The following is a 20909-nucleotide window of genomic DNA, read 5'->3' on the forward strand; positions in this document are numbered from 1 at the left end:
GATCGCTCCAGGCAGCAGTTATGCTCTGAACTGAAATCAGACGGTGAAGCTATTGCTAAGAAAAAGGTGTATTTGGTTACTAACTGCCGTGAATGGCGCTTATTGGCGCAGAAAATGCGCTTAATTGAGCGAAATAAGAATTTGGTTATTTATTATGTTTTTTCCGAATGTACACAATGGAATCTGGCTAAATAAGATGCCAATATCTTGCTATTGATAAATAACGGTTATCGCCTTTCGCCTATGCCAGCCTCGATAAAATTGCACCAATTGCGTGCATTTGTGGACGTTAGCCGCCAGGGCAGCATCCGCGCCGCCAGCCGCACCTCACGCCTTTCCCAGCCTGCACTGACCAAGGCCATTCAGGAGCTGGAAGAGGTGCTGGGCGCCAAGCTGTTTATTCGCCGTAGCCAGGGTGTGGTCTTGACCGACTGCGGCGATAACTTTTTCCAGCATGCCAGCCTGATCCTTGAAGAACTGCGGGTGGCGCAGGAAGATATCCAGCAGCGGCTGGGGTTGGCGGGCGGCACGGTGAATATCGGCGTCGGTGGCAGCATTGCGCGCACCGTGATGCCGCAGGTGGTGACCCAGTTTCATCGTGAGTATCCCAACGTGAAGGTGCGCATCGTCGAGGGGCAGCTGGTGTCGATGATCCCTGAACTGCGCCAGGGCGAGCTGGATTTTACCGTCAATACCTACTATCCCAGCAGCCTCGACAACGAGTTGCAGTACGAACGGCTGATGGAAAAAGAGTATCGGGTGGTGGTGCGCAAAGGGCATCCGATGGAGGGGGCGACCTCGCTGAAACAGCTGCAGCACTGCGACTGGACCATGCCGACACCGAAAGGCAGTTATTACCGGTTATTGCACGATCTGTTCGGGGACTTGGGCATGGCGCCGTCGATCAGCGTGACCTGCGAGACCTTTATGGCTTGTACCAGCCTGGTGGCGCAGAGCGATTTTGTTAGCATTCTGTCGGTGGACGTGATTTCGGATCCGATTCTGGGCAAGCATTTGGTGCCGCTCGAGCTGGAAGAGAGTCTGCCGAAAGCGACGTTTTATCTTATCCAACGCAAGGACACCACTTTGACGCCGATGGGCGCGCACCTGGCGCGCCTGTTTCGCCTTTACTGTCGGTGATACCGAGGCCCCGGCGGGGCCTCGGTATCAGAAGGCGATCGACCCCTGCACGAAGAAGGTGCGCGGTTCGCCGACGTACTTGCCGAAGTTATTGTCGTTGGAGCGGGTGAAGTAACGCTGATCGAACAGGTTTTTCACCCCGGCGCCCAGCGTCAGGTTCGACAACTGCGGCCCGAAGTTATATTCCCCGCGCACATTCCACACCATGTAACCGGCGATATCGCCGAACTGACCATCGGCGCTTTCCTGCGTGACGTACTCCGGCCCGGTGCCCGGCGAATGCTGTTTGGACTGCGCGTAGCCGTCCAGATTCCATACCCAGCTGCCGGTGGCGTAGCGCGTGCCGACGGTATACACCTGGCGCGAGTAGAACGGCAGGTCTTTACCGGCGAAGTCGCCCTTATCGGTGCTGGCCTTGGTGTAGGTATAGCTGGTATAGACGCTGGCGCCGTCGAGCGCCCGGTTCAGCTCGCTGAGATCGTAGCTGAGCGCCAGCTCGATACCTTTGTGCTTGGTGGCGCCCATATTGGTCCAGCCCACGTCGTTGCTGATGTATTGCAGCTGGTTATCGAAGTCGATATAGAACAGCGTGGCTTCGGCTTTGACCACGGTATCGTCGTAGCGGGTGCCGAATTCATAGGTATGCGCTTTCTCCGCCGTCAGCCCCGGCGCAGGTTGGTTGCCGTTGCCGCCTTTGGTCAGCTGGAAATACTGCATGCTGCCGAACGAGGTGTTGGCGTTGGCGAACAGCTTCCAGGCATCGGACAGGTGGTACATCACGTTCAATGATGGCAGCGGTTCGCTGTAGCTTTTCTCGCGGCTGATGTTGTTGAAGGCATCGTCCACGTGGGTGCGGATGCTTTCATAACGCAGGCCCGGCGTGACCGTCCAGTTGCCGACGTTGATGGTGTCGTCGATATAGAACGCGTTGGCCGCGGTGCCGCCGGAGGTGTGCTGGTAATAGTCCGGGGTCTCCGGCGTCGAGCCGATATCCGCCGGGTTATACCAGGCCGAACGCGACGCCTTTTCATCCATGGTTTCATTCAGGTAACGGTAACCGAGGGTGATTTCGTGCGCCATATCCCAGAAGCGGAAGACCTGCGAATAGCTTGGTTCGATAGCCCAGGTTGAATAGTGACGCGGATAGGAGACCATGCGCCGCTGGCCCGCGTTTTTGCCGGTACCTTCCGATTCGATGTTGCTGCCGCGATAACTGTCGGTGAAGTAGGTCAACACTTCGAACTGTTTGTCGTCTTCCTGATGTTTGTACTTGAACGACATATCCTTGCGGCGGCCTTCGAACTGGTCCCACGGCCGCGTGGATTGGAACGGGTTTTGCGCGTATTGCGCGGCACTCAGCCCGCCCGGCATGCCGGCTTTGGCGTCGTAGTAGTGGAAATTGGCCAGCAGCTCGTCGCGATCGCTGAACGCATAACGCGTTTTCAGCATGAAATCGTCGATGTCGGTGTTGTCGTTGTTGTCGCGGTAGCCCTGACCGTGCAGGCCGGAGTAGAGCAGCTCGGCGCCGAAGCCGTTGTCTGCGGTGCCGCCCACGGAGGCGCTGGTCAGGGTCTTCAGGCCGCCGTGGCTGGCACCCTGGGTTTGTACGCTGGCGGTGCCGCCAAACGTTTTGGGAATGTCTCGGGTAACGAAGTTGATCACGCCGCCGACGTTCTGCGGCCCGTAGCGCACCGCGCCGCCGCCGCGCACCACGTCCACCGATTGCAGATTACCGATAGACAGCGGGGCCATCGACAGCTGCGGCTGGCCGTAAGGCGCGACCGCCAGCGGGACGCCGTCCATCAAAATGGTGGAGCGCGGAGAAAGACGCGAAGTCAGGCCGCGCACGCCGACGTTGAGCGAGATGTCGCTGCCGCCGGTGCCGTTGCTGTCGCGCACCTGCACGCCGGGGACGCCGCGCAGGCTGTCGGCGATGGTTTGGTCGCCCTGTTCATGCATCTGCTGCTGGGTGACGATGGAACGCGCGCCCGGATGGTTGAGCAGCACCGAACTGGTATCAGGGTTGTCCAGCCAGTTGCCGACGACGGTCACAGTGTCGGTATCGTTCTGAGATGAATTATCAGTAGCAAGGACAGGGAACGCGACGGCGATGGTAGCCGACAGCAGGGAAAGCCGAAAAAGAGGTGACATAATAATGCCTTAAGAGTTTCAGACCCGGATGTGTTTTTTTAGAAAAGACAATCTTAATGATAATTATTGGCAAGTAAATAGAATTGTTACGGGATAGTTAAGTGGGTAACTAAATAATGAATGCGGGAAACAGGGCCCGGCTGGCGGGCCCTGGCGGGGGTTATTGCGGCGTAAGCCAGAAGACGCCGCTGTAATCCAGCGCGGTGAATTTCTGATGCACCATTTCGATATCCGCTTGCGGATCAATATCTTTAAACAGCGCCGGGTGCAGGAATTTGGCGATCGCCTCAACCGCTATAAAGTTGAGCGGCGTGTCGTAAAATTGATGGTAAATCGCCATCACGCGTTTTTCTTTCACCGCTTTCAGCACGTTAATGCCGGTGCGATCCAGCAGATGCGCCAGTTTCTTTTGGCTGGTGGCCATATCGGTAGCGTAACCCAGCGGCACTGCCAGCGTGCCGCGATGCCCGCGGCTCCAGTCGGCGCCGGTCAGCAGATAGAAATCCGGGTTGCTGCTGATCACCTGCTCGACGTTCACTTCACCGCCCATGTCTGAAAACAGCTTGCTGCCGATATTGTTGCCGCCGGCGGTATCGATGAACTGCCCGAAGCTGCCTTTGCCGAAGGTGTTGCAGCACTGTTCGCCTTTGATGCCGGCGCTGCGCTCGATGAAGACGCTGGGGCGCTGCTCCGGTTTCAGCGTGGCGACGCGCTGGCGCACCAGCTCGAGGCGCTGCTGATAGAGGCGAATAAAGGCGTCGGCGTTGGGCTGCTCGTCAAACACTTTACCCAACAGCGCCATGCTGGCGACGGTGTTGGTCAGCGGCTGCTGGCGAAAATCGATGATCAGCACCGGGATGCCGACTTTTTCCAGCTGGGTCAGTACGCCGCTGTCTTTCAATTTGCTCAGCAGACCGATGTCGAAAATGATCAGGTCCGGTTGGCGCACCACCGCGCTTTCCACGCTGAAATCACTGGTGTAGGGGTTGTCGAAGGTAGGGATTTGCATGACCTGCGGAAATTTTTTCGCATAGGCCTCAACCAGATCCGGTGCTTTGACCTTCAGCGAGTTGTCCCAGGCGATGATGTTTTTCAGCGGCTGCTGCGGGTGCAGAATATTCAGCGCCAGCAGCGCGCGGGCATCGGCCAGAATAACGCGTTTGGCCGGTTGCGGCAGGGTGACCTGACGGCCGGCGACATCGGTGACGACGATAGGCGCGGCTTGAGCGGCGCCGGCCAACAGCAAAACGCAGGCGGCCAACCAGCGGCCGGCTTTGGCGATAATAACAGCGGGCATGAAGATCCTTGGGTAATCGGCTGGGAACGAGAACGCAATGATAAGCGATATCCTTTCGCTTTTTGAACTCCCTTGATGCCGATCGATTACCCCTGGCCCATCAGCGGGTCGCTGACGCTGTGTTCGCCATCCTCCAGCCGCCCCGCCAGGCGGCGCAGCCAGCCGTCGGTGCCTTGCAGCGTAAGGTCATACCAACCGCCGCTGGCGCGGGCGTCAAACGCTTGCTGGTGGCTGCCGCCCGCCGGCAGCGTGATAGGCCACGGCCCTTGCTGCGTGTAGGGGCAGCGTTCGAGGGTGACCGCTATCGCTTCGGTGCTCGGATTGTTCAGCTGCAGCAGCAGGCTGCGGCCCGTCGGGCGCAAACGCACCTCCGGCTGTGGCCGGCTCAGGGTGCCGCGCAGCTCGCGATGAAAGCCGTTGGGGCCGAGCAACCACAGATGGTACTCATTCTCCGCCAGCCAGTCGTCGCTGACCGCCTTACCCGCCTCGACGGTAAAACGGCGCGGGATCTGCGTCAGATCCCGCCGATCGTAGACGTGAAACACCGCTCCCTGCTCGCCGGTATTGAACAGGTTCAGCGTCACGCGGCGCTGCTCGGCCGCGACGGTGGCTTCGACGTGCAACTGGTAGGGCAACGCGCGGGAAGGGCGTGCCAGGCGGCGTTGATGGGGCAAGCGCTGGTGGGCGGGGGATGGCAGCGGCACCTGCGGCAGCTGTTCCTGGCGCAGGCGCAGGCCGTCGGCGGCGTGGCGGCTGGTGGCGGGCAGGCTCGGCAGCGCTTCGCCGTTAGAATCGACAAAGTTGAACGCCGAGGTGAGATCGCCGCACACCGCGCGGCGCCAGGCGCTGATGTTGGGTTCATGCACCTGAAAGCGCTTTTCCAAAAATTGCAGCACCGAGGTGTGATCGAAGACCTGCGAGTTGACCCAGCCGCCGCGGCTCCAGGGCGACAGCACCAGCATCGGCACCCGTGGGCCGGGGCCGTAGATGCGGCCGTCCGGCGGCGGTTGATCCTGCGAACCGGGCGGGGCCACGTGCTGGAAGATCTCGGTGTCGAACGGCACGGTCGATTTACCGGCGAAGCTGCCGTCTTCGCGCAGCGACGGCGCGGAAGGCGAAGGCATATGGTCAAAAAAGCCGTCGTTTTCGTCGTAGTTGACCAGCAGGACGGTTTTACTCCACACCTCCGGGTTGTCGGTCAGCGCGTTGAGGATCTCTTGGGTGAACCAGCCGCCCTGCACCGGGCTGGAGGGATCGGGGTGTTCCGAATAGGCCGCCGGCGCGATGATCCAGCTGACCTGCGGCAGTTTGCCCTGCTGCACGTCGGCGCGAAATCCGGCCAGCATGGCGTCCAGATCGTTGCCGTCGGCGGCCGGCAGGGTGTTGCCGTTGCCCTTGTACAGCGGCGCGGCCTCGTTGAGCGCATCGCTGTAGGGCACGAAGGCGTTGAAGTCTTTCGGCGGCCGCGCCGGATTGCCCACCTGAATGCTGGCGGCGCGGTATTGGCGAAAACCCGCCAGCGGGTTGTCGGTAAAGTTGTCCGGCAGGAATTGATACACCTTCCAGCTGACGCCGCTTGCCTCCAGCCGTTCCGGATAGGTTGTCCACTGGTAGCCGATCTCCGCCGGGCCGGGGCTGTCCCACTCGTTGATCACCACCGCCACGTCGGCGGCGGACGGGCCGTTGGTGCCGGTCCAGTGGAACAGCCGGTTGGTGTTGGTACCGGCGTGAATGGAGCAGTGATAGGCGTCGCACAGGGTAAAGGCGTTGGCCAGCGCGAACTGGAACGGCAGCTCCTGCTGGCGGTAGTAGCCCATCGAGGCCGGCGTTTTGTAGGTGGGCCAGGCGCTCATGCGGCCGTGATCCCAGGCGGCTTGCTCATCCACCCACGAGTGCGGCGTGCCGGTGACGCGCTGGGCGTTGCCGCGTTTGCTGTCCAGGTGGTAGGGCAGCACCAGCCGCTCGGCGCCCTGCTGCTGCCAGACGTGGCGATCGCCGGGCAGTGGAATGGTGAAGCGATCGCTGAAGCCGCGCACGCCAGGCAGGGTGCCGAAGTAGTGGTCGAAAGAGCGATTCTCCTGCATCAGGATCACCACGTGTTCGACGTCGCGCAGGGTGCCGGTGCGGTTATTGGCGGGAATGGCCAGCGCTTTGCGAATCGAGGCGGGCAACAGTGAGAAAGCCGATCCGATGGCGGCAGCCCGCAGGATGTCTCTGCGTGAAAGGTCAGGCATGCGTCGTTAATCTCCGTCAGTGTGCTTTGAAGATAGCCGCTGACGACGATAATGGCGAAAAATAACAGGGAGATGAATGCGAGGGAAACAATGCTCCCCGGCGGGAGCATTGGGGGATAACGCTTACTGTCTGATCAGGCGGCCGAGCGCCGGCGCCGTTTCGAAATCGCTGCGGAAGGGGTTGATGTCCAGGCCGCCGCGGCGGGTGTAGCGCGCGAACACGCTGAGTTTTTCCGGGCGGCAGCTCTGCTTGATGTCGTTGAAAATGCGCTCGACGCACTGCTCGTGGAATTCGTTGTGCTGGCGGAAGGAGATCAGATAGCGCAGCAGGCTTTCGCGATCGATTTTGCGGCCTTCATAGCGGATCACCACGCTGCCCCAGTCCGGCTGGTTGGTGACCAGGCAGTTGGATTTCAGCAGATTGGAAGACAGCGTCTCCGACACCGGTTCCCCTCTCTCGGACGCGCCGCTCAGGTATTCCGGTTTGAAGGCGAAGTCGTCGACCGCGATATCCAGATCGTCGATGTTGATGCCCGGCAGGCGCTCGATCTGCGCCGGGTAACCTTCCAGCCCCGGATAGAGCTTGACGGTGACCTGGCCGTTGGCCGCCTGCGACAGATCTTGCTGCATGGCGGCGCTCACCTGTTCTACGCTGTCGAAGCGCGTTTGGTTAAAGCTGTTGAGATACAGCTTGAACGACTTGGATTCGATCAGGTTCGACGAGGAGTGCGGGAAGGTAAATTCGCCGATGCCCACCACCGGCTTGCCCTTGGCGTTGAGCCAGGACAGCTCGAAGGCGGTCCACAGATCAAAGCCGCTGAACGGCAGCTGCCGCTCGTCCACGCCGATCAGATCGCGGCCGCGCGCGCGCGGCAAGGCTTCGAGCAATGCGGGAGCATATTGATCCGGATAATCGGAGTTGGCGCCAAGATGGGTGATCTTATCTTGCTTTTGGATATGCATATTCATTGCCCTTTGCTTGTTCGGTATTGATGTAGCGGTTAAACAGACTGCGGGTGGCGTAGATCGGCCCGACGCCCAGCAGGGCGTAAACCACCTTGATCAGGAACTGCGACAGGATCATGGTTTTGATGATGTCCCAGCTCAGCACGTTGTAGAACGCCAGCGTACAGAACACCACGCTGTCGATGGCCGAAGCCACTACGGTACTGGTGATCACGCGCACAAACAGGTAGCGGGAGTTGGTCAACTCTTTGATTTTGCAGAGCAGGTAGGAGTTGACGTTCTCGGAGATCAGATAGGCCGCCGACGAGGCCACCAGCACCGCCATGATGCTGTGTACGATGCCGTTGTAGGTCTCGCTGTACTCCCACTGCGGAATGCTCGGCACCAGCGTCGTCACCCAGACCCCCAGGACAAAGGTCAGGTTGGCGATAAACGAGATGATGATGGTGCGCCTGGCCAGCCGCAACCCATAGAATTCGTTGAGAATGTCCACCAGAATGAACGTGAGCGGGTAGATGAAGATCGCCGGCGGCGTGATGAGATTCAGCACCGGGATTTGGATCGGCTTGACGCCGCACAGCGTTGAGAAAATGTAAATCACGCTGAGCGCCACGGTAATAATCAGGTAGGCGTACCAGGAGCGTTCATGGCGATCGCTGAGCTCGTAGGCGGTTTTTTGTTGGTTGTCGCCATAGAGTTTGCGGTACAGCGCCTGCAGCTCGTGCCGGCTCAGATCTTCCGATATTTCGCTGTCGGCCAGCTCATTCAGCCCCATGGTAATGGTTTTGCCGGTGGCCAATACCATGACATTGGCCGCGATGGTGCCATGCCGGGTGAAGCCCAACAGCTTGAACTTCTGATTCGGTTCCATTTATAACCTTTCTCCAACGATGTAACCCAGGAATTGCACGGTGTCCTGAGGGCGTTTGTCCATGCTTTCGCTGTCTTTGTCGTCAACCACAAAGAAGCCGCTTTTTCCCGAGTGATACAGCAAAGGCGAATCGCAAATCAGTACCGGCGGACGTTTTATGATGATGATCTCGCCGGGAATAAATGACCCTTTAATTTCGGTCTCTATTTTCATTGCCAACATGTTCGACTCATCGCCGAAGAAATAAGTCAGAGGAAACTCGGTGACCAGTTGCCCGATCTTGCGCTGCGAGACGGCCAGATAGCGCGACTTCGGGATCACCGGAATGGCGGAAGGGTTCTTGTTGCCCTCGGTGGACAGCGTCTCGTTGAGCAGCTCCAGCTTTTCCAGATCGTAGTCTTCGATCTCTTCACAGGAGACACCGAAGAAATCGGAGATCCGATTCACGGTGGATTGCTGAACGTTGTTCACTCTTCCGTCAAGAATTTTGTAGAGAGTCGTGCGCGTCAGGCCGCTGCGATTGGAAAAGGAAGCCTTGGTTTCACCGCGGGTACGCATCAGATATTCAATATTTTTAATGATGTTGATTTTGCGCTGTGCGTTGGTGGTTTTCATTGGCTGTCCTTACAAACATTACGCAGGCTTCACTATATCCTACGCACTGGCGTTGTCCAGATAAAAAGGCGCGGACGCGCGGGTAACAGGCTGATTATTGGCGGTAATTATTGTTTCTCGTCAGCCGTTTAGCGCAGTGATGTCAGCGGGGATGGCCTGCTTTCTCTGTGCGAAAGATAAAGCCGTGTAAATCAATTGATTAGGTTTTGCTTATGGAAAAGTGAACACAAAAGCCGGTTTTATGTTTACTTTTATGTTGACCAAAACCGATTTCATGGGCTACTGTTCATGCAAGCTGAAGTTTTTCTTTATGATCAAACACGGAAGCCAACAATTTTTATAATAAAAAGCCCAGAGGGGGCGTTGCCACACTCTGAGCATAATGGATAGCTTGCTACCGACACCAGGGACCCTAACTACCACGGCCGTTTGTCTGCGCGATCGGCCTATTCTTTTGCACTGAATCTCCCTTTTCGAGCATCAAACACTCCCCCGTTACCGGAGGAGTGCATTAACGCGTGCGCGAAAATCAGAGCGATTTCTGTGAGGCCAGCGGTTTTTGCGCCCGGCTGAAGGCCAGTTTGAGCACCCAATACAGCAGGCTGGCGGCCACCAGAGAGTTGATGGTCGGCACGCCCCATTCGGTCGCCAGGCCAACGGCGCCGCCGACGATGCTGGCGACGATCGCCGCCCAGCCGATGGTCGGCGTTTCGCTCGGCAGCTGGCCGGTACGGCGGCTCTCGTCCAGGATCTTGCGGTGGCTGCGCAGCAGGTAATAGTCCACCAGCATGATGCCGATAATCGGCGGGAAGACCACGCCAAGCACCGTCAGGAAGTCGACAAAGCGGTCAAGAATGCCCAGCACCGACAGCGTGGTGCCAAGAATGCCGATCACCAACGTGGTGTAGGTGTACTTCAGCTTTTTGCCGGTGATGCCTTCCACCGCGTTGACGATGCCCAGCGAAGAAGAGTACAGGTTGAGATCGTTGACGCGCAGGGTGGAGAACACCACCACCAGCAAACCGGCGCCGCCGGCCGCTTGTGACATGATGGTGACCACATCGGCGGTGCCCAGGGTTTTGGCGATCAGGATCGCCAGGCCGTTCACCACGAACTCGCCGGCGATGATGGTGAAGAGCGTGACGCCGAGCACGTGCTTGCCGTTTTTGGAGTAACGGGTCAGATCGGGGGTCATCAGGCTGGCCACGATGGCGCCGCCGACGACGATGGTGATGCCGGCGCTGATGGTCAGCGGTTCACCCGGCGGCGCCAGCTGGATGATCTCCTGCAGGTTATGGCCGGAAAGCGCGGTCACCGAAATATAGGCCACCAGCATGATGAACATCGGCACCGCGATACGGGCGGCGATGCGCAGCGCCTTGAAGCCGAATGCCACCAGGATGGTTAACAGCGTGCCCGAGAGCCCGGCGGCCAGGCCGAAGCCCAGCTTATTGCCGAGCGCGAAGTCGAGCGACTTGGCGAAAATGGCGTTCTGAATGCCGAACCAACCCAGCAGGCTGACGGCCACCACCACGCCGATCAGCACCGAGCCCAGACGGCCGAAGCCGCACCAGCGCGCCAGCAGGCTGCCGGAAATGCCTTCGCGCATGCCCGCCAGCCCCAGGCCGTAGGTCACCACGCCGAAGATCAGGCTGCCGACGAAAATGGCGGTGAAGGCGTCAATCAGCGTCATGGAGTTGCCGAGTACGGCGCCGAGCATGAACTGGTCCAGCGCGGTCAACATGCCCATATGTACGATGGCCACGCTTAAAAACGAAACTCGTTTATCCTGCGGCACCCGGGTGAGCGGATAATCTTCGATCTTTATCACGGTGAGATCTTCCTTGCGGTTCAAATAAACTGAATGCCTTTGGTTATCAGGCGATCGGGAATGTAGTTATCCAGATTGGCGTATTTGCAGTATTCCTCAAATTGCTGCTGAGTATGCACGTTGGCCTTCTGGTAAATGTTATAAATGCGGTTTTCGATGGTCTTATTGCTGACGTTATAGATTTTGGCGATCTCTTTCACCGTAAATCGTTGCAGCATAAGGAAAATGACATCGAGTTCGGCACGGGTGAACAGCTCGTTATTGACTTCGGTGGTCAACACGCTGGGTTTTTGCTGATTGATGTATTTCAGCGGCGACAGGCTGTTCATCGGCTTGGCGTTCCAGATCACGCCAATCACCTGTTTGTCATCGTTGTACACCGGCAGCTTTTCGCTGATAAACGGCGTCAGGCTGTCTTTGCCGTACCAGTAGTGCGTTTCTATGACCGTGACCCGATCGCGCGCCGCTTCGGTCATCTTGTCATGCTCGATAAAGTCGGCGGCGGAGTCGGCCCAGTCGGCGGGGAATTCGTGGTCATATTTACCGGCGACGTCGAAATTCAGCGGCGTATTGGTATAGAGATAAGCGGCGCGGTTCATATAGAGGTGGCGGGATAGCTGATCTTTGATGCCCCAGGGTTCGCTCAGGTGCTCCATCATGGTGATGAGGCCCTTAAAATAAGATTCATTATTTTTATGCGATGAACCCATACCCACCTCTGTGCCGCTCAGGCTGCGTTACAGGCTTTTAGCCAGGTAATGGCGGGTGTGGCGATGCGCATAGTCGCCCAGCTCGCCGTAGACCCGGTAGCCCAGTTTTTCATAGAAGCCTCTGGCCTGGAAATCGAAGGTATCGACATAGGCCATATGGCAACCGCGCTTGCGGGCTTCTTCTTCGGCCAGCTCCATCAATTGGCGGCCGTATCCGCTTTTGCGGCACTGATCGCCGACCCACAGATACTGCACCTCCAGGCCGCCCCACCAGGTGCGCGCAACCAGGCCGCCGACGATCTGCTGGTTGTCGTCGGTGACGGTCAGGAACAGCGGGTGAATGTCTACGGGCTGGGTTTTGTGATTGTGCGCCCAAAGGCTGTCGATAACGAACTCTTCATCCTGCGGGTTGGGTTTGTCGGTGATATTAATATTCATTTTTAATATAATTCCCTGATTTAATTATTCAAAACCGAACTAGGCGCTTTCGCTCCAACCGCTTCTAATATCACTTTAATTAATGTATTTCAAGGGTGGTTTTCACCCTTTTCCACCCGGTGAGCGGGCGCTTATAGTAGGCGTCACAGGGAGAAGAAAATAGTGAACAGGCGGTATTAAAACGCTGAAATGCCCTGCCAACACCATCTATTCCTACTTGCGCCTCACCAGGGCCCCACCGGGAAAACTGCAGTACTGTATGGCTCCACCGGATAGAGCAAGCTCACTTGCCGACGGGGGAGCCACTTTGTTTTTTGACGCCCCCATCCGCGACCACCCTTCACCGTCTCAGATAGTAAACACTCTTCTCATCAGAAGATATGCGCCGCAGATGAAAATGTGGCCGATACCTTCCAATCCGCGGATTCAGTCTTCTGCGATGACGCTGCTCAGCGCCGGCTCGATGGCCGCGCCCAGCATGGCGCCGTGCCCTAAGGCGGGCCACTCCCGATAGCCGACGGTGAGACCGCCGAGCTGCGCCAGCTGTTCGGCCAGCAAATGCGTTGCATCTGCCGGCAGAGTGGGGCTCTTCACGCCGGGCGGAGCCGCGCGATCGCGTTCCGCCAGGCCAACCCACAGTTGCAACCTTGTCGCCGGCACCGCACGTCGTTCCGTCATCTGCTGCGCTTCTTGCAGGATCATACCGTTGCCCCACCACAGTGAGGGTTCCACGGCGATGTAGCGCTGGAAGGCGGCGGGATGGGTGAACAGCGTGTGCAGAACGAAGAGCCCGCCGTAGGAGTGGCCCCACAGCGTTTGGCGCTGCGGATCGACCGCCAGTTTGGCGGCGATAGCCGGTTTGATCCGAGTTTCAATCAATTGCAGGAACGCATCCGCGCCCCCGCCGGCACGCGGCGCTTTCTTCATGCCTGCCGGCAGAGGGAGCGTATAGTCGTAGGCGCGGCCGACGGCATCGATGCGCAGATCGTTGTCATAACCGATCATCACCAGCACCGGCGGCCGCTTCGCCGCTGCCAATTTGGCCAGTAAAGCGGCGTTCAACTCCATCAGCACCGCATTGCCGTCGAGGAAATAAACCGTTGGATAGCCGTCAGGCGCAGGCGTCCGACGCGGCTGGGCGATGCGCACGCGGTAATGCCGTTGGCCATCGGCGGAGGTGAAGCGCAGATCGCTGAAACGATAATCCGCAGAATCGCTATCGGCTACGGTAGTGCCGATCTTGCGTTCCAAATCGGGCCTGGCCAGCACGGAGCCCGGCAGCCAAAGGCCGATGGCGAGCGCCAGAAGCGCGGAGATAAAATGCCGGTTGGACAAGAACATGCGGATCAACATCCTCGAAAAAGGCCGATAGTAGCATCCGTTCGCGTCAGGCAAAAACCTACCTTTAAGGTGGACATTCCGGCCGCGAAACCCGGAAGCGCGCCGCCAGTTGCTTTGCCGGGTTAATAGCAACTCATTGTTATTATTGGTAAGTCAGGAATAAGAAGGATTAGTATTAATTAGAAATGGTTATGATTGTTATGAGGGAAGAAACGGCGAGGGCGGATGAAAACACACGGTTATCAACGATTTTGAGCAAAAAAAGCCCTATAAAATAGGGCAAAGACACACAACAACACCAGGGAAACTTTCCGGTATCTTATATTATAGCTTCCTATACATATAGAACATTTTATTATAAATATGTAAGTGATTCTTATTAATCGTTTAATGCCATTATTTTTCAAATGGTTATGTGGTCTGGCTGAGGTATTGTTCTTGGGTCGGGCGTGGGCTGCCAGGGATTGCCGGCAGGGGTTTTGCTGTAACGGCGGCATGAACCGGCGAGATCGGCGGCCCGAAAACCCTCAGGGCAATACCGGCCGGCAGGCTGCGAACATGCCGGCAGGTATTGCCGATCTTCACCGTGGGGCCAGGGGAAAATCAGTGCTGTTGCAGCGTCAGCATCTCGCCAAGCAAAACATCGGTCGGCGGCAGAATATCCGTATCCAGCCCGGCGGAAGGGGTAAAGGTCAGCTCGCCAAAAATGATTCGGCCTTGCGAGATGTAGAAATCAACGCGAACAAACTCGAAGGGCGCCGACAAGCGCGAGGCGTACTCAAACAGCTCATCGTAGCCCTCTGGCTTCACGAAGGCGTCTATTTCTTCCTGGCTCAATGCCAGGCAGTCCTCGCTGTAGCAGAGAAACTTGAAATCTTTATCAAAGAAGTAATACTTCGGCGACCCGGTATCCCTGCCGACACACAGTAAGGTGCAGTAAGGCACGCCGCGGAAGCAATAGATCTTATAGTCTTCAGGCCCGTGACCATTGGCCGATTCGATATACTTCTCGCCAATGATCTTTTTTTGTATCCCTTTGTAGTTGAGTTCTACATAGGTTTTCCAATAATCGTCTTTCATCCAGCCGTCGATCAATTTTTTGGCGCTCGTGATATTCAGCAATTTTTTATTCTGGCAAATCAGGTTATACCCGGAACCGTGATTCCCTTTGATCACAAATTTGTCCGGCAACGCGTCCCACGGAATATCGTTTACTGAATCGCAGGCAAAGTACAATTCATTCAGGATCTCTTCGCACCCCTTTTCTTTGATGTACTCTCTCACCGCATATTTATCTGCGCATTGCTTCACCAACGCATTGTGACTATAGCCATTCAACTTCAGGTGATTGATCTTTTCATTCCAGGTGGACGGCGCCTGCAAGTTTAACGGTTTGCCAAACGCTTTTTTGTAGAGCAATCTGGCCTTGAATTCGGGGGCCAATACGGCCAGCTGCTTTATAATAAATTTAATAATTTGTCTTTTCATATACGTCATTCCATCATAGCGCTGTGATAATGATTAAGGCGTGCTCGCGGTTAAAACGTGGGAGAGACACCTTCACTTCGCCATTGAATTGCACTCGGCGTTGTACTCAGATCAAACGGCTGTTGTTCTAAAGCGCGATTAAGAATACGGGCCGATCGCCACGCCATCAGGCTCAACTGCGGATCGGCAATGCCGTGATGATGCATACTGGCGTTCATGGCGAATAAGCAGTTCTCCGCAGGGCCTTCCCACTCAAAGGTAAAGTCGGGGGAGATGCGGTATTCGCCATCCGCAGTGGTCAGCAAACGGTGGGCCAAAGGCTCAAGGAACTCTGGCGTTGCCGATTGGTAACCGGTGGCAAAGATCACCACGTCCGCCTTGAAGGCTTCTTCGCCGTGATCGAGATGATGGCGCGTTTCGAGTTGGTAGGCGTTATCCAGCGTGTGTTTCACGGCCGTCAGCGAACGGCTGGGCAGCAGGCGCACCCATAATTTCTCGCGCAGGACGTCGAAGCGGTGGTACATGGCGCGATAAATCGCCAGCAGCGACTCACTGGTGATGCCGTCTGAGGTCATCTTCTGTTCGGCCAGCATATGCCGCTTGGCCGCGCTATCCAGTGAGTAAAAGCTCTCGACGTAATCGGGCGTGAAATATTCGTTGGCAAAGGCCGCTTCATCGAGCGCGTTGTAATTGTTGCGGCGCGATATCCAGTCGAGCTGTTCCGGTTGCCCCCATTCCCCTTTAAAAATATTCAGGAACAGGTCGGCGCCGCTCTGGCCGCCGCCGACGATCGCCACGCGTTTGCCTGTCAGATCGGGGTTGCGCAGCATCATTTCGCTGGCATGGAAACAGCGATCGCTTTGCGCCGTCACGCAATCAGGCAACTTTATTTTCTTGCCAATCCCAATGCTGACGTGCCTGGCGTGGAAGACCTTATTCGAGGTGGTCACCACGAACTGACGCTGCCGATCGTCAAACTCGACCCGTTGAACGTCTTGATTAAATGCTAATGAGCGCATGCCGCCGGCGGCCCAGGAGAGGTAATCGGCGAACTCTTCACGCGATGCGGTGCGCTGCTCCGTGGTCAGGAAACGGTAGAACTTCCTGTTTTTTACCAGATAGTTGAGAAAGCTGTACCGGTTGGTTGGGGCAACCGCGCTCACCAGGTCTTTTAAAAAGTTGGTCTGCATGCTGCAATCCGCCAGGATCATCCCTGGGTGCCAGGAGAAATGGGGTTTGCGTTCCAGGAATTGCCCCGTAAATCCCTCTATTTCACTCCCTAAGGCCGCCAGGCTAAGATTCGACGGGCCAAGGCCAATACCGATGATATCCAAACGCTGATTCATTAATAAGCTCCAGTATAATGAGAATAATACCCAGAAATACGGCTGCAGAAGGGCGGCTTATAGCAACCAGGCTGCCTTTTTCTTATAAGTAAGCTTCACGAATTAAATGTAATTAAAAGGTGTGCGGGCCAAAAATACCGCATTATTTAAATGCCCGTTTAGAATTCGGTAGCACATCAGGTAAAGGCTACGGGCGTATTTCTTTCCATGAAAGTCCCAATGAAAGCTTGCGTATGTTTATAATTAACTCGTTTAGGTATAAATCCGATAAAGTCTTATTTATCATTCCATAAAAACGCCAACCCAGGGAAAAGAAAAGCCGTTGGGTTTTCATCAGTTGTTCTCGTGTCGACGCTGGTCTGTGTTCGTCTTATGTCTCTGGGATCAAGTATTCGTTGCCTAGAATAGCCCTAAAATGCGTCCTGGGAAGGTGAAATAACATGATATTAGAAGCAGAGGGCGTTTTGAAAATATGAAATTAAAAGTGAAATTATGAAATCAACTTATCATAATTTATTTTTTGCCATATAATTCAATATGTTGAGTTGTTATTCGTAATGACGTGGCGAGCCAGTGAGCTGGGGTTTTTCCTGCTGCAGTGAGCCTCTTCCTTCGCTGTATCCCTCCTGAATCCTAAGTATTCCCTCCCTGCGGGCACTGATCGGCTGAGCAAAGATTGCTCATGCTGCATGCAAAATGCGCTGTTCGTTTAGTGGACACCGGCTCAATGCCGGCGGAAGGTCAGAGAGGCTGGCCGTCACGCTCGACGTGGTTACGTTGTGAGAAAGACTTGTCTAACCGCGCGGCGGTTAATTGTTCGTGTGATAGGAAGATTCTTATGTTTCAGCTATAATCCGCGCCAGGAGTAGGTCTAAGAGAGCGATTATGAGGTTCTTAATCAATAACCGAATTATCTTCGATGAGGATAACTCGACGCTGGCGTTGGCGGAGGAGAACCTCGAGCCGGTGACGCTCACCACGATAGCCAATCGTCTGCTCGCGCTGTTGGTAAAAAATAACGGCATCTTGATTAGCCGGGACTTTATTTTTTCCACCGTCTGGGACGATCATGGCAAAACGGCCTCGAACAGTAACCTGAACAACTATATCGCCAGCCTGCGCCGTACATTTTCCGGCTTGGGAGAGAGCGAAATTCTGGTTACCGTGCCGAGGCAGGGATTTATGTTTACCGCCGCCAGCATTCATTCCGTGGCGGACAATATGACGCAGGACGAAACTGTTCCTGCCGCGCCTTTACCCGTCCGGCGCCGTTGCGATGCCATTTTACCTAAGGTAACGCTGCTGTTTATCGGGATTGCGTTGGTATTGGCGGGCGTTTACTTTTTTACCGAACGTTACGACACCGCTTATCAGACCCAGATCGCTAGCTACAAATCTTGCCGCGTGGAGACGCTGAACGCCAGCGAGCGGATCGACGAGCGGTATATTGCCGACGCCCTGGAAAGGCTCAAAAGCCGTGGTTTTGATTGTGATGTACCGGCAACGGTTTATTACTCTCGATTGACATACCATTATACGAACTACAAAAAGCTGATTGATTTCATCTCGTATTGCCCGAAACACCGCGTTAAGAATATGGATGCGCACTGTGAAGATGAGTTTGAGGTGATCAATGAAGGTTAGCTCGCGCCGTGCTTTCTACCTGGCATTATCTGCTGCTATTGCCCTTGTTATTGTTATATTGATTTATTTATTGACCGCCTCGCGAGATTTCCCTGAGTGCAATGCGTCTTTATCGACGACGCGCATGACGCCGAATGGGGCGGTAACCAGCGGTTTGTACGTGAACATCGTGCGTTCGGGATGGCGCCGCGCGACCATTGCGTATTCTGCCGAAGTTGAACGGTTATTCCGGGGGAACGTGAACGCGTTATTTCCTAACGCGCCCTAACTTCTTTTTATTACACCGACCGTTCACTTTCAGTCAACCTGTGCCAGTCGTTTTCTCATCGACTCGCCTTTCATTTCCAGCCGGTGGGCGTTATGCATCAGACGATCAAGGATCGCGTCTGCCAGTGTGTTATCGCCAACGCAACCGTACCACTCATCCGTTGGCAGCTGGCTTATCATCACCGTGGCGTTCTTTCCGTATCTGTCATCCATCAGTTCCAGCAGGTCGTTACGCTGCGCTGGCAGCAACGGCTCAAGGCCCCAGTCATCCAGGATAAGCAGTTGCGTTTTTGACAGCTGAGTCAGCTGCTTCCGGTAACTACCGTCTGCGCGGCTGTGCGTCAGTTCAACCAGCAACCGGCTCAGTCGCCAGTACTGCACGCTGTAACCCTGCTGGCAGGCGTTGTTGCCCAGAGCGCAACCCACATAAGTTTTGCCACAGCCGCAGGGGCCGGTTATCAGCAGGTTCTGCCCCCTGACCACCCATTCGTTCTGGCTTAGCTGAGCGATCCGCGAACGCTCCAGGTTTCTCGCTGGCTGGTAGTCGATGTCGTGGACCGAGGCTTCAAGCCTCAGCCGGGCTTTTTGAAGCAGACGTTTCTGTTTACGCTGATCCCTTTCGAGTGATTCGCGCGTGACCAGTAACGCCAGTCTTTCCCTGAAGGAGAGCTCTTCGTAAGTGCCGGGTTGCTCCATCTGTGAGGACAGCGCGGACGCCATTCCCGTCAGTTTCATTTCTGTCAGCTGTTTCATCAGCGTATGTGGCATTGTCGGGTCCCTTATTTCAGTGGAAGTGGCGTGGGCCACGGATGTTTTCATGTTCCTGAGGAAGCTCCTGGGACGGATGCAGATCTTTGTCCGCCGGAACCAGGTCGCGGTTATTCTTCAGGATCGACTTTATCTGCTTCAGCCGGGTTAACCCCTCTGTATTGGCCAGCCGACAGCTGTTATTGACGCGCTCAGAAGGATATTCACGCGTCAGGCTCAGCAGCCCCAGACACAGGCGATAGGCCTGTTCCGGATGCGCTTTTTCTGCCAGACGTTCGCTGACCCACGTGAAGGTGTCGGAGCCCACACCGGCCGCCCAGCTTTTCAGCCGCTCCGGCGTCCACTGCTGATGATGACGATGGCGCTCCGGCATATGCTCTGCTGCGGTACTGTTGCCCGGATGAAGACGCCGCGGGTGACTGGCGATCATCTGCCCGTCAGACCAGACTTCAAGCAGGTTGTCGAAGGCATGAAGCTCCACCGTTTTACCGACGTGCTGATGGGGGACTGAGTAATGATGCTGTTCATATTCAACATGATAATCGATATTTACCTTTGCTTTTTTGATGTGCCGGTAGCGCCACGTCTGCACCGGTAATGGCCTGAGCACAGTTTTGTCCAGCCTTTCGAAGGCCTCACGGCGATTGCCCGGCAGTTTTTTGAAGGGACGTTCGTTGAGCCCGGTTACCAGCGTACGGATACAGTGGTTCAGTTCGGCGAGCGAGAAGAAGACCTGGTGCCGGAGCCGGGCCAGTATCCAGCGTTCGACGATCTGAACGCCAACTTCCGCCTTCGGTTTGTCTCTGGGTTTTCTGGGGCGGGCTGGTATCACCGCAACCTGATAATGCTCAGCCAGCTGCTGATAGGAGGGATTCAGCTCGGGATCGTAACGACAGGCTTTGCTGACCCCGCTTTTCAGGTTATCCGGAACCAGGATTTCGGGGACTCCACCGAAGAACTCCAGCATCCTGACGTGGCTGAGAAGCCAGTCTGACAGCGACTGCGTATAGGTAGCCTCCGCGAAGGTGTAGTTTGATGCACCCAGTACCGCCACGAAGATCTGGGCCTGCCGGCATTCACCCGTCTCAGGTGAGATAACCGGCACAGTAGGTCCGCAGTAGTCGATAAAGCATTTTTCACCGGCGAGATGCTGCTGGCGCATGGAGCGTTTCTGTAACTGGCACCAGGTCTGGTAGCGGCAGCAGAACTGCGAGTAGCTGTACGCCCGGACCGGCATCCTCTGGCAATATTCTTCCCACAGCAGGTGGCGGGTGACGCCTTTTTTACGCAGCTCCATATGGATTTCAGCCCAGTCGGGATCCTCCAGCGCGCCGGGGCGACTGTCAGACTCAGGATACAGCAGACTGGCAAGTCGGGGCTCTGACATACCTTCCGGGAGTGGCCAGGAGATCCCAGTGGCCTCAAGTCGTTTGAGCATTTTCTGGATGGCCCCGGTGCTGACATCGGCGCACTGGCTTATCTGGCGGAAGGACAGGCCGACTTCAAAACGCAGCCTTAAAATTTCATGGATTTTACGCATTGCGATTCTCTTGTTTGGCATATATCACTCCCTGGAATAAAAGGGATAGATATAGCATCAAAAATCAATGCGTTAAGAATGATTCTGGCAATGTGAACAGCAATTCCGGTTGGGTGAACACCGATTCTGGCAAAATGAACAGTGATTCTGGTCATGGTGCAAAATCGTGGTATTTTCCGCCGGAATACGCGTTCACGCAAAACCAGAAATAGCGTTCACGTTCCGCCAGAATGGATGTTCACGTTGGGTCAGAATACGCATG

17 protein-coding genes are annotated in these 20909 nt (G+C 56.0%); 3 read left to right on the forward strand and 14 right to left on the reverse strand.

The genetic code is table 11. The features are described 5' to 3' along the window. Positions 1–243 precede the first annotated feature (243 nt). Positions 244–1140: a LysR family transcriptional regulator gene (locus REA38_RS08980; protein ID WP_025304273.1), complete on the forward strand. Its 897-nt coding sequence runs from the start codon at positions 244–246 to the stop codon at positions 1138–1140. A 27-nt stretch (positions 1141–1167) separates the two neighbouring features. Here the strand turns inward: REA38_RS08980 and REA38_RS08985 are convergent, their stop codons facing one another. The 12 genes from REA38_RS08985 to REA38_RS09040 form a co-directional block, all read right to left on the reverse strand. Further along, entirely contained in the window at positions 1168–3291 is a 2124-nt protein-coding gene (locus tag REA38_RS08985) for a TonB-dependent siderophore receptor (RefSeq protein WP_308885723.1), read from the reverse strand. A gap of 160 nt (positions 3292–3451) precedes the next feature. After that, positions 3452–4588 (reverse strand): ABC transporter substrate-binding protein, encoded by a 1137-nt coding sequence (locus tag REA38_RS08990; RefSeq protein ID WP_308885724.1) that lies wholly within the window; start codon positions 4586–4588, stop codon positions 3452–3454. A gap of 86 nt (positions 4589–4674) precedes the next feature. Beyond that, positions 4675–6822 (reverse strand): phosphocholine-specific phospholipase C, encoded by a 2148-nt coding sequence (locus tag REA38_RS08995; protein ID WP_308885725.1) that lies wholly within the window; start codon positions 6820–6822, stop codon positions 4675–4677. 123 nt (positions 6823–6945) lie between these two features. Next, a complete protein-coding gene (queF, locus tag REA38_RS09000) occupies positions 6946–7785 on the reverse strand; it encodes an NADPH-dependent 7-cyano-7-deazaguanine reductase QueF (RefSeq protein WP_060424590.1) in 840 nt (279 codons plus the stop codon). Then, positions 7763–8659, reverse strand: coding sequence for a queuosine precursor transporter (locus tag REA38_RS09005; RefSeq protein WP_004937338.1), 897 nt, complete (start codon positions 8657–8659; stop codon positions 7763–7765). The genes queF and REA38_RS09005 overlap by 23 nt, the downstream gene beginning before the upstream one ends. Next, complete coding sequence (locus REA38_RS09010) at positions 8660–9274, reverse strand: helix-turn-helix transcriptional regulator (RefSeq protein ID WP_308885726.1); 615 nt, start codon at positions 9272–9274, stop codon at positions 8660–8662. It lies immediately after the preceding gene. Between the two features lie 529 nt (positions 9275–9803). Beyond that, the gene (locus tag REA38_RS09015; protein ID WP_033649111.1) at positions 9804–11105 is read right to left on the reverse strand and encodes a cytosine permease; all 1302 of its coding nucleotides are present in this window, start codon (positions 11103–11105) and stop codon (positions 9804–9806) included. Between the two features lie 20 nt (positions 11106–11125). Continuing rightward, complete coding sequence (locus REA38_RS09020; protein WP_033636032.1) at positions 11126–11815, reverse strand: PAS and helix-turn-helix domain-containing protein; 690 nt, start codon at positions 11813–11815, stop codon at positions 11126–11128. A gap of 27 nt (positions 11816–11842) precedes the next feature. After that, positions 11843–12253 (reverse strand): GNAT family N-acetyltransferase, encoded by a 411-nt coding sequence (locus REA38_RS09025; RefSeq protein WP_004937348.1) that lies wholly within the window; start codon positions 12251–12253, stop codon positions 11843–11845. A 426-nt stretch (positions 12254–12679) separates the two neighbouring features. Then, positions 12680–13594 (reverse strand): alpha/beta hydrolase-fold protein, encoded by a 915-nt coding sequence (locus REA38_RS09030; RefSeq protein ID WP_308885729.1) that lies wholly within the window; start codon positions 13592–13594, stop codon positions 12680–12682. A gap of 603 nt (positions 13595–14197) precedes the next feature. Beyond that, on the reverse strand, positions 14198–15082 hold the full coding sequence (locus tag REA38_RS09035; protein ID WP_049235432.1) for an ATP-grasp fold amidoligase family protein: 885 nt from the start codon (positions 15080–15082) through the stop codon (positions 14198–14200). A 50-nt stretch (positions 15083–15132) separates the two neighbouring features. Beyond that, the gene (locus tag REA38_RS09040) at positions 15133–16428 is read right to left on the reverse strand and encodes a lysine N(6)-hydroxylase/L-ornithine N(5)-oxygenase family protein (RefSeq protein ID WP_308885732.1); all 1296 of its coding nucleotides are present in this window, start codon (positions 16426–16428) and stop codon (positions 15133–15135) included. Between the two features lie 885 nt (positions 16429–17313). Here REA38_RS09040 and REA38_RS09045 point away from each other — a divergent pair. Both REA38_RS09045 and REA38_RS09050 read left to right on the forward strand, forming a co-directional pair. Beyond that, entirely contained in the window at positions 17314–18072 is a 759-nt protein-coding gene (locus REA38_RS09045) for a helix-turn-helix domain-containing protein (protein WP_047570517.1), read from the forward strand. Next, complete coding sequence (locus REA38_RS09050) at positions 18062–18340, forward strand: hypothetical protein (protein WP_308885735.1); 279 nt, start codon at positions 18062–18064, stop codon at positions 18338–18340. The genes REA38_RS09045 and REA38_RS09050 overlap by 11 nt, the downstream gene beginning before the upstream one ends. 29 nt (positions 18341–18369) lie before the next feature. Here REA38_RS09050 and istB read toward each other — a convergent pair whose 3' ends face one another. Both istB and istA read right to left on the reverse strand, forming a co-directional pair. Continuing rightward, the gene (istB, locus tag REA38_RS09055; RefSeq protein ID WP_308885736.1) at positions 18370–19107 is read right to left on the reverse strand and encodes an IS21-like element helper ATPase IstB; all 738 of its coding nucleotides are present in this window, start codon (positions 19105–19107) and stop codon (positions 18370–18372) included. Positions 19108–19123: 16 nt separating this feature from the next. Next, a complete protein-coding gene (gene istA / locus REA38_RS09060; RefSeq protein WP_308885737.1) occupies positions 19124–20668 on the reverse strand; it encodes an IS21 family transposase in 1545 nt (514 codons plus the stop codon). Between the last annotated feature and the right edge of the window lie 241 nt (positions 20669–20909).

Origin of the sequence: Serratia sp. MF1(2023) (assembly GCF_030954545.1) — a bacterium.
GTDB classification, from domain to species: Bacteria; Pseudomonadota; Gammaproteobacteria; order Enterobacterales; family Enterobacteriaceae; genus Serratia; species Serratia sarumanii.

Coding starts and splice junctions, on each gene's coding strand:
- REA38_RS08980 (WP_025304273.1), top strand. CDS start 244: ATGCCAGCCTCGATAAAATTGCACCAATTGCGTGCATTTGTGGACGTT.
- REA38_RS08985 (WP_308885723.1), bottom strand. CDS start 3,291: ATGTCACCTCTTTTTCGGCTTTCCCTGCTGTCGGCTACCATCGCCGTC.
- REA38_RS08990 (WP_308885724.1), bottom strand. CDS start 4,588: ATGCCCGCTGTTATTATCGCCAAAGCCGGCCGCTGGTTGGCCGCCTGC.
- REA38_RS08995 (WP_308885725.1), bottom strand. CDS start 6,822: ATGCCTGACCTTTCACGCAGAGACATCCTGCGGGCTGCCGCCATCGGA.
- queF (WP_060424590.1), bottom strand. CDS start 7,785: ATGCATATCCAAAAGCAAGATAAGATCACCCATCTTGGCGCCAACTCC.
- REA38_RS09005 (WP_004937338.1), bottom strand. CDS start 8,659: ATGGAACCGAATCAGAAGTTCAAGCTGTTGGGCTTCACCCGGCATGGC.
- REA38_RS09010 (WP_308885726.1), bottom strand. CDS start 9,274: ATGAAAACCACCAACGCACAGCGCAAAATCAACATCATTAAAAATATT.
- REA38_RS09020 (WP_033636032.1), bottom strand. CDS start 11,815: ATGGGTTCATCGCATAAAAATAATGAATCTTATTTTAAGGGCCTCATC.
- REA38_RS09025 (WP_004937348.1), bottom strand. CDS start 12,253: ATGAATATTAATATCACCGACAAACCCAACCCGCAGGATGAAGAGTTC.
- REA38_RS09030 (WP_308885729.1), bottom strand. CDS start 13,594: ATGTTCTTGTCCAACCGGCATTTTATCTCCGCGCTTCTGGCGCTCGCC.
- REA38_RS09035 (WP_049235432.1), bottom strand. CDS start 15,082: ATGAAAAGACAAATTATTAAATTTATTATAAAGCAGCTGGCCGTATTG.
- REA38_RS09040 (WP_308885732.1), bottom strand. CDS start 16,428: ATGAATCAGCGTTTGGATATCATCGGTATTGGCCTTGGCCCGTCGAAT.
- REA38_RS09045 (WP_047570517.1), top strand. CDS start 17,314: ATGAGGTTCTTAATCAATAACCGAATTATCTTCGATGAGGATAACTCG.
- REA38_RS09050 (WP_308885735.1), top strand. CDS start 18,062: ATGAAGGTTAGCTCGCGCCGTGCTTTCTACCTGGCATTATCTGCTGCT.
- istB (WP_308885736.1), bottom strand. CDS start 19,107: ATGCCACATACGCTGATGAAACAGCTGACAGAAATGAAACTGACGGGA.
- istA (WP_308885737.1), bottom strand. CDS start 20,668: ATGCCAAACAAGAGAATCGCAATGCGTAAAATCCATGAAATTTTAAGG.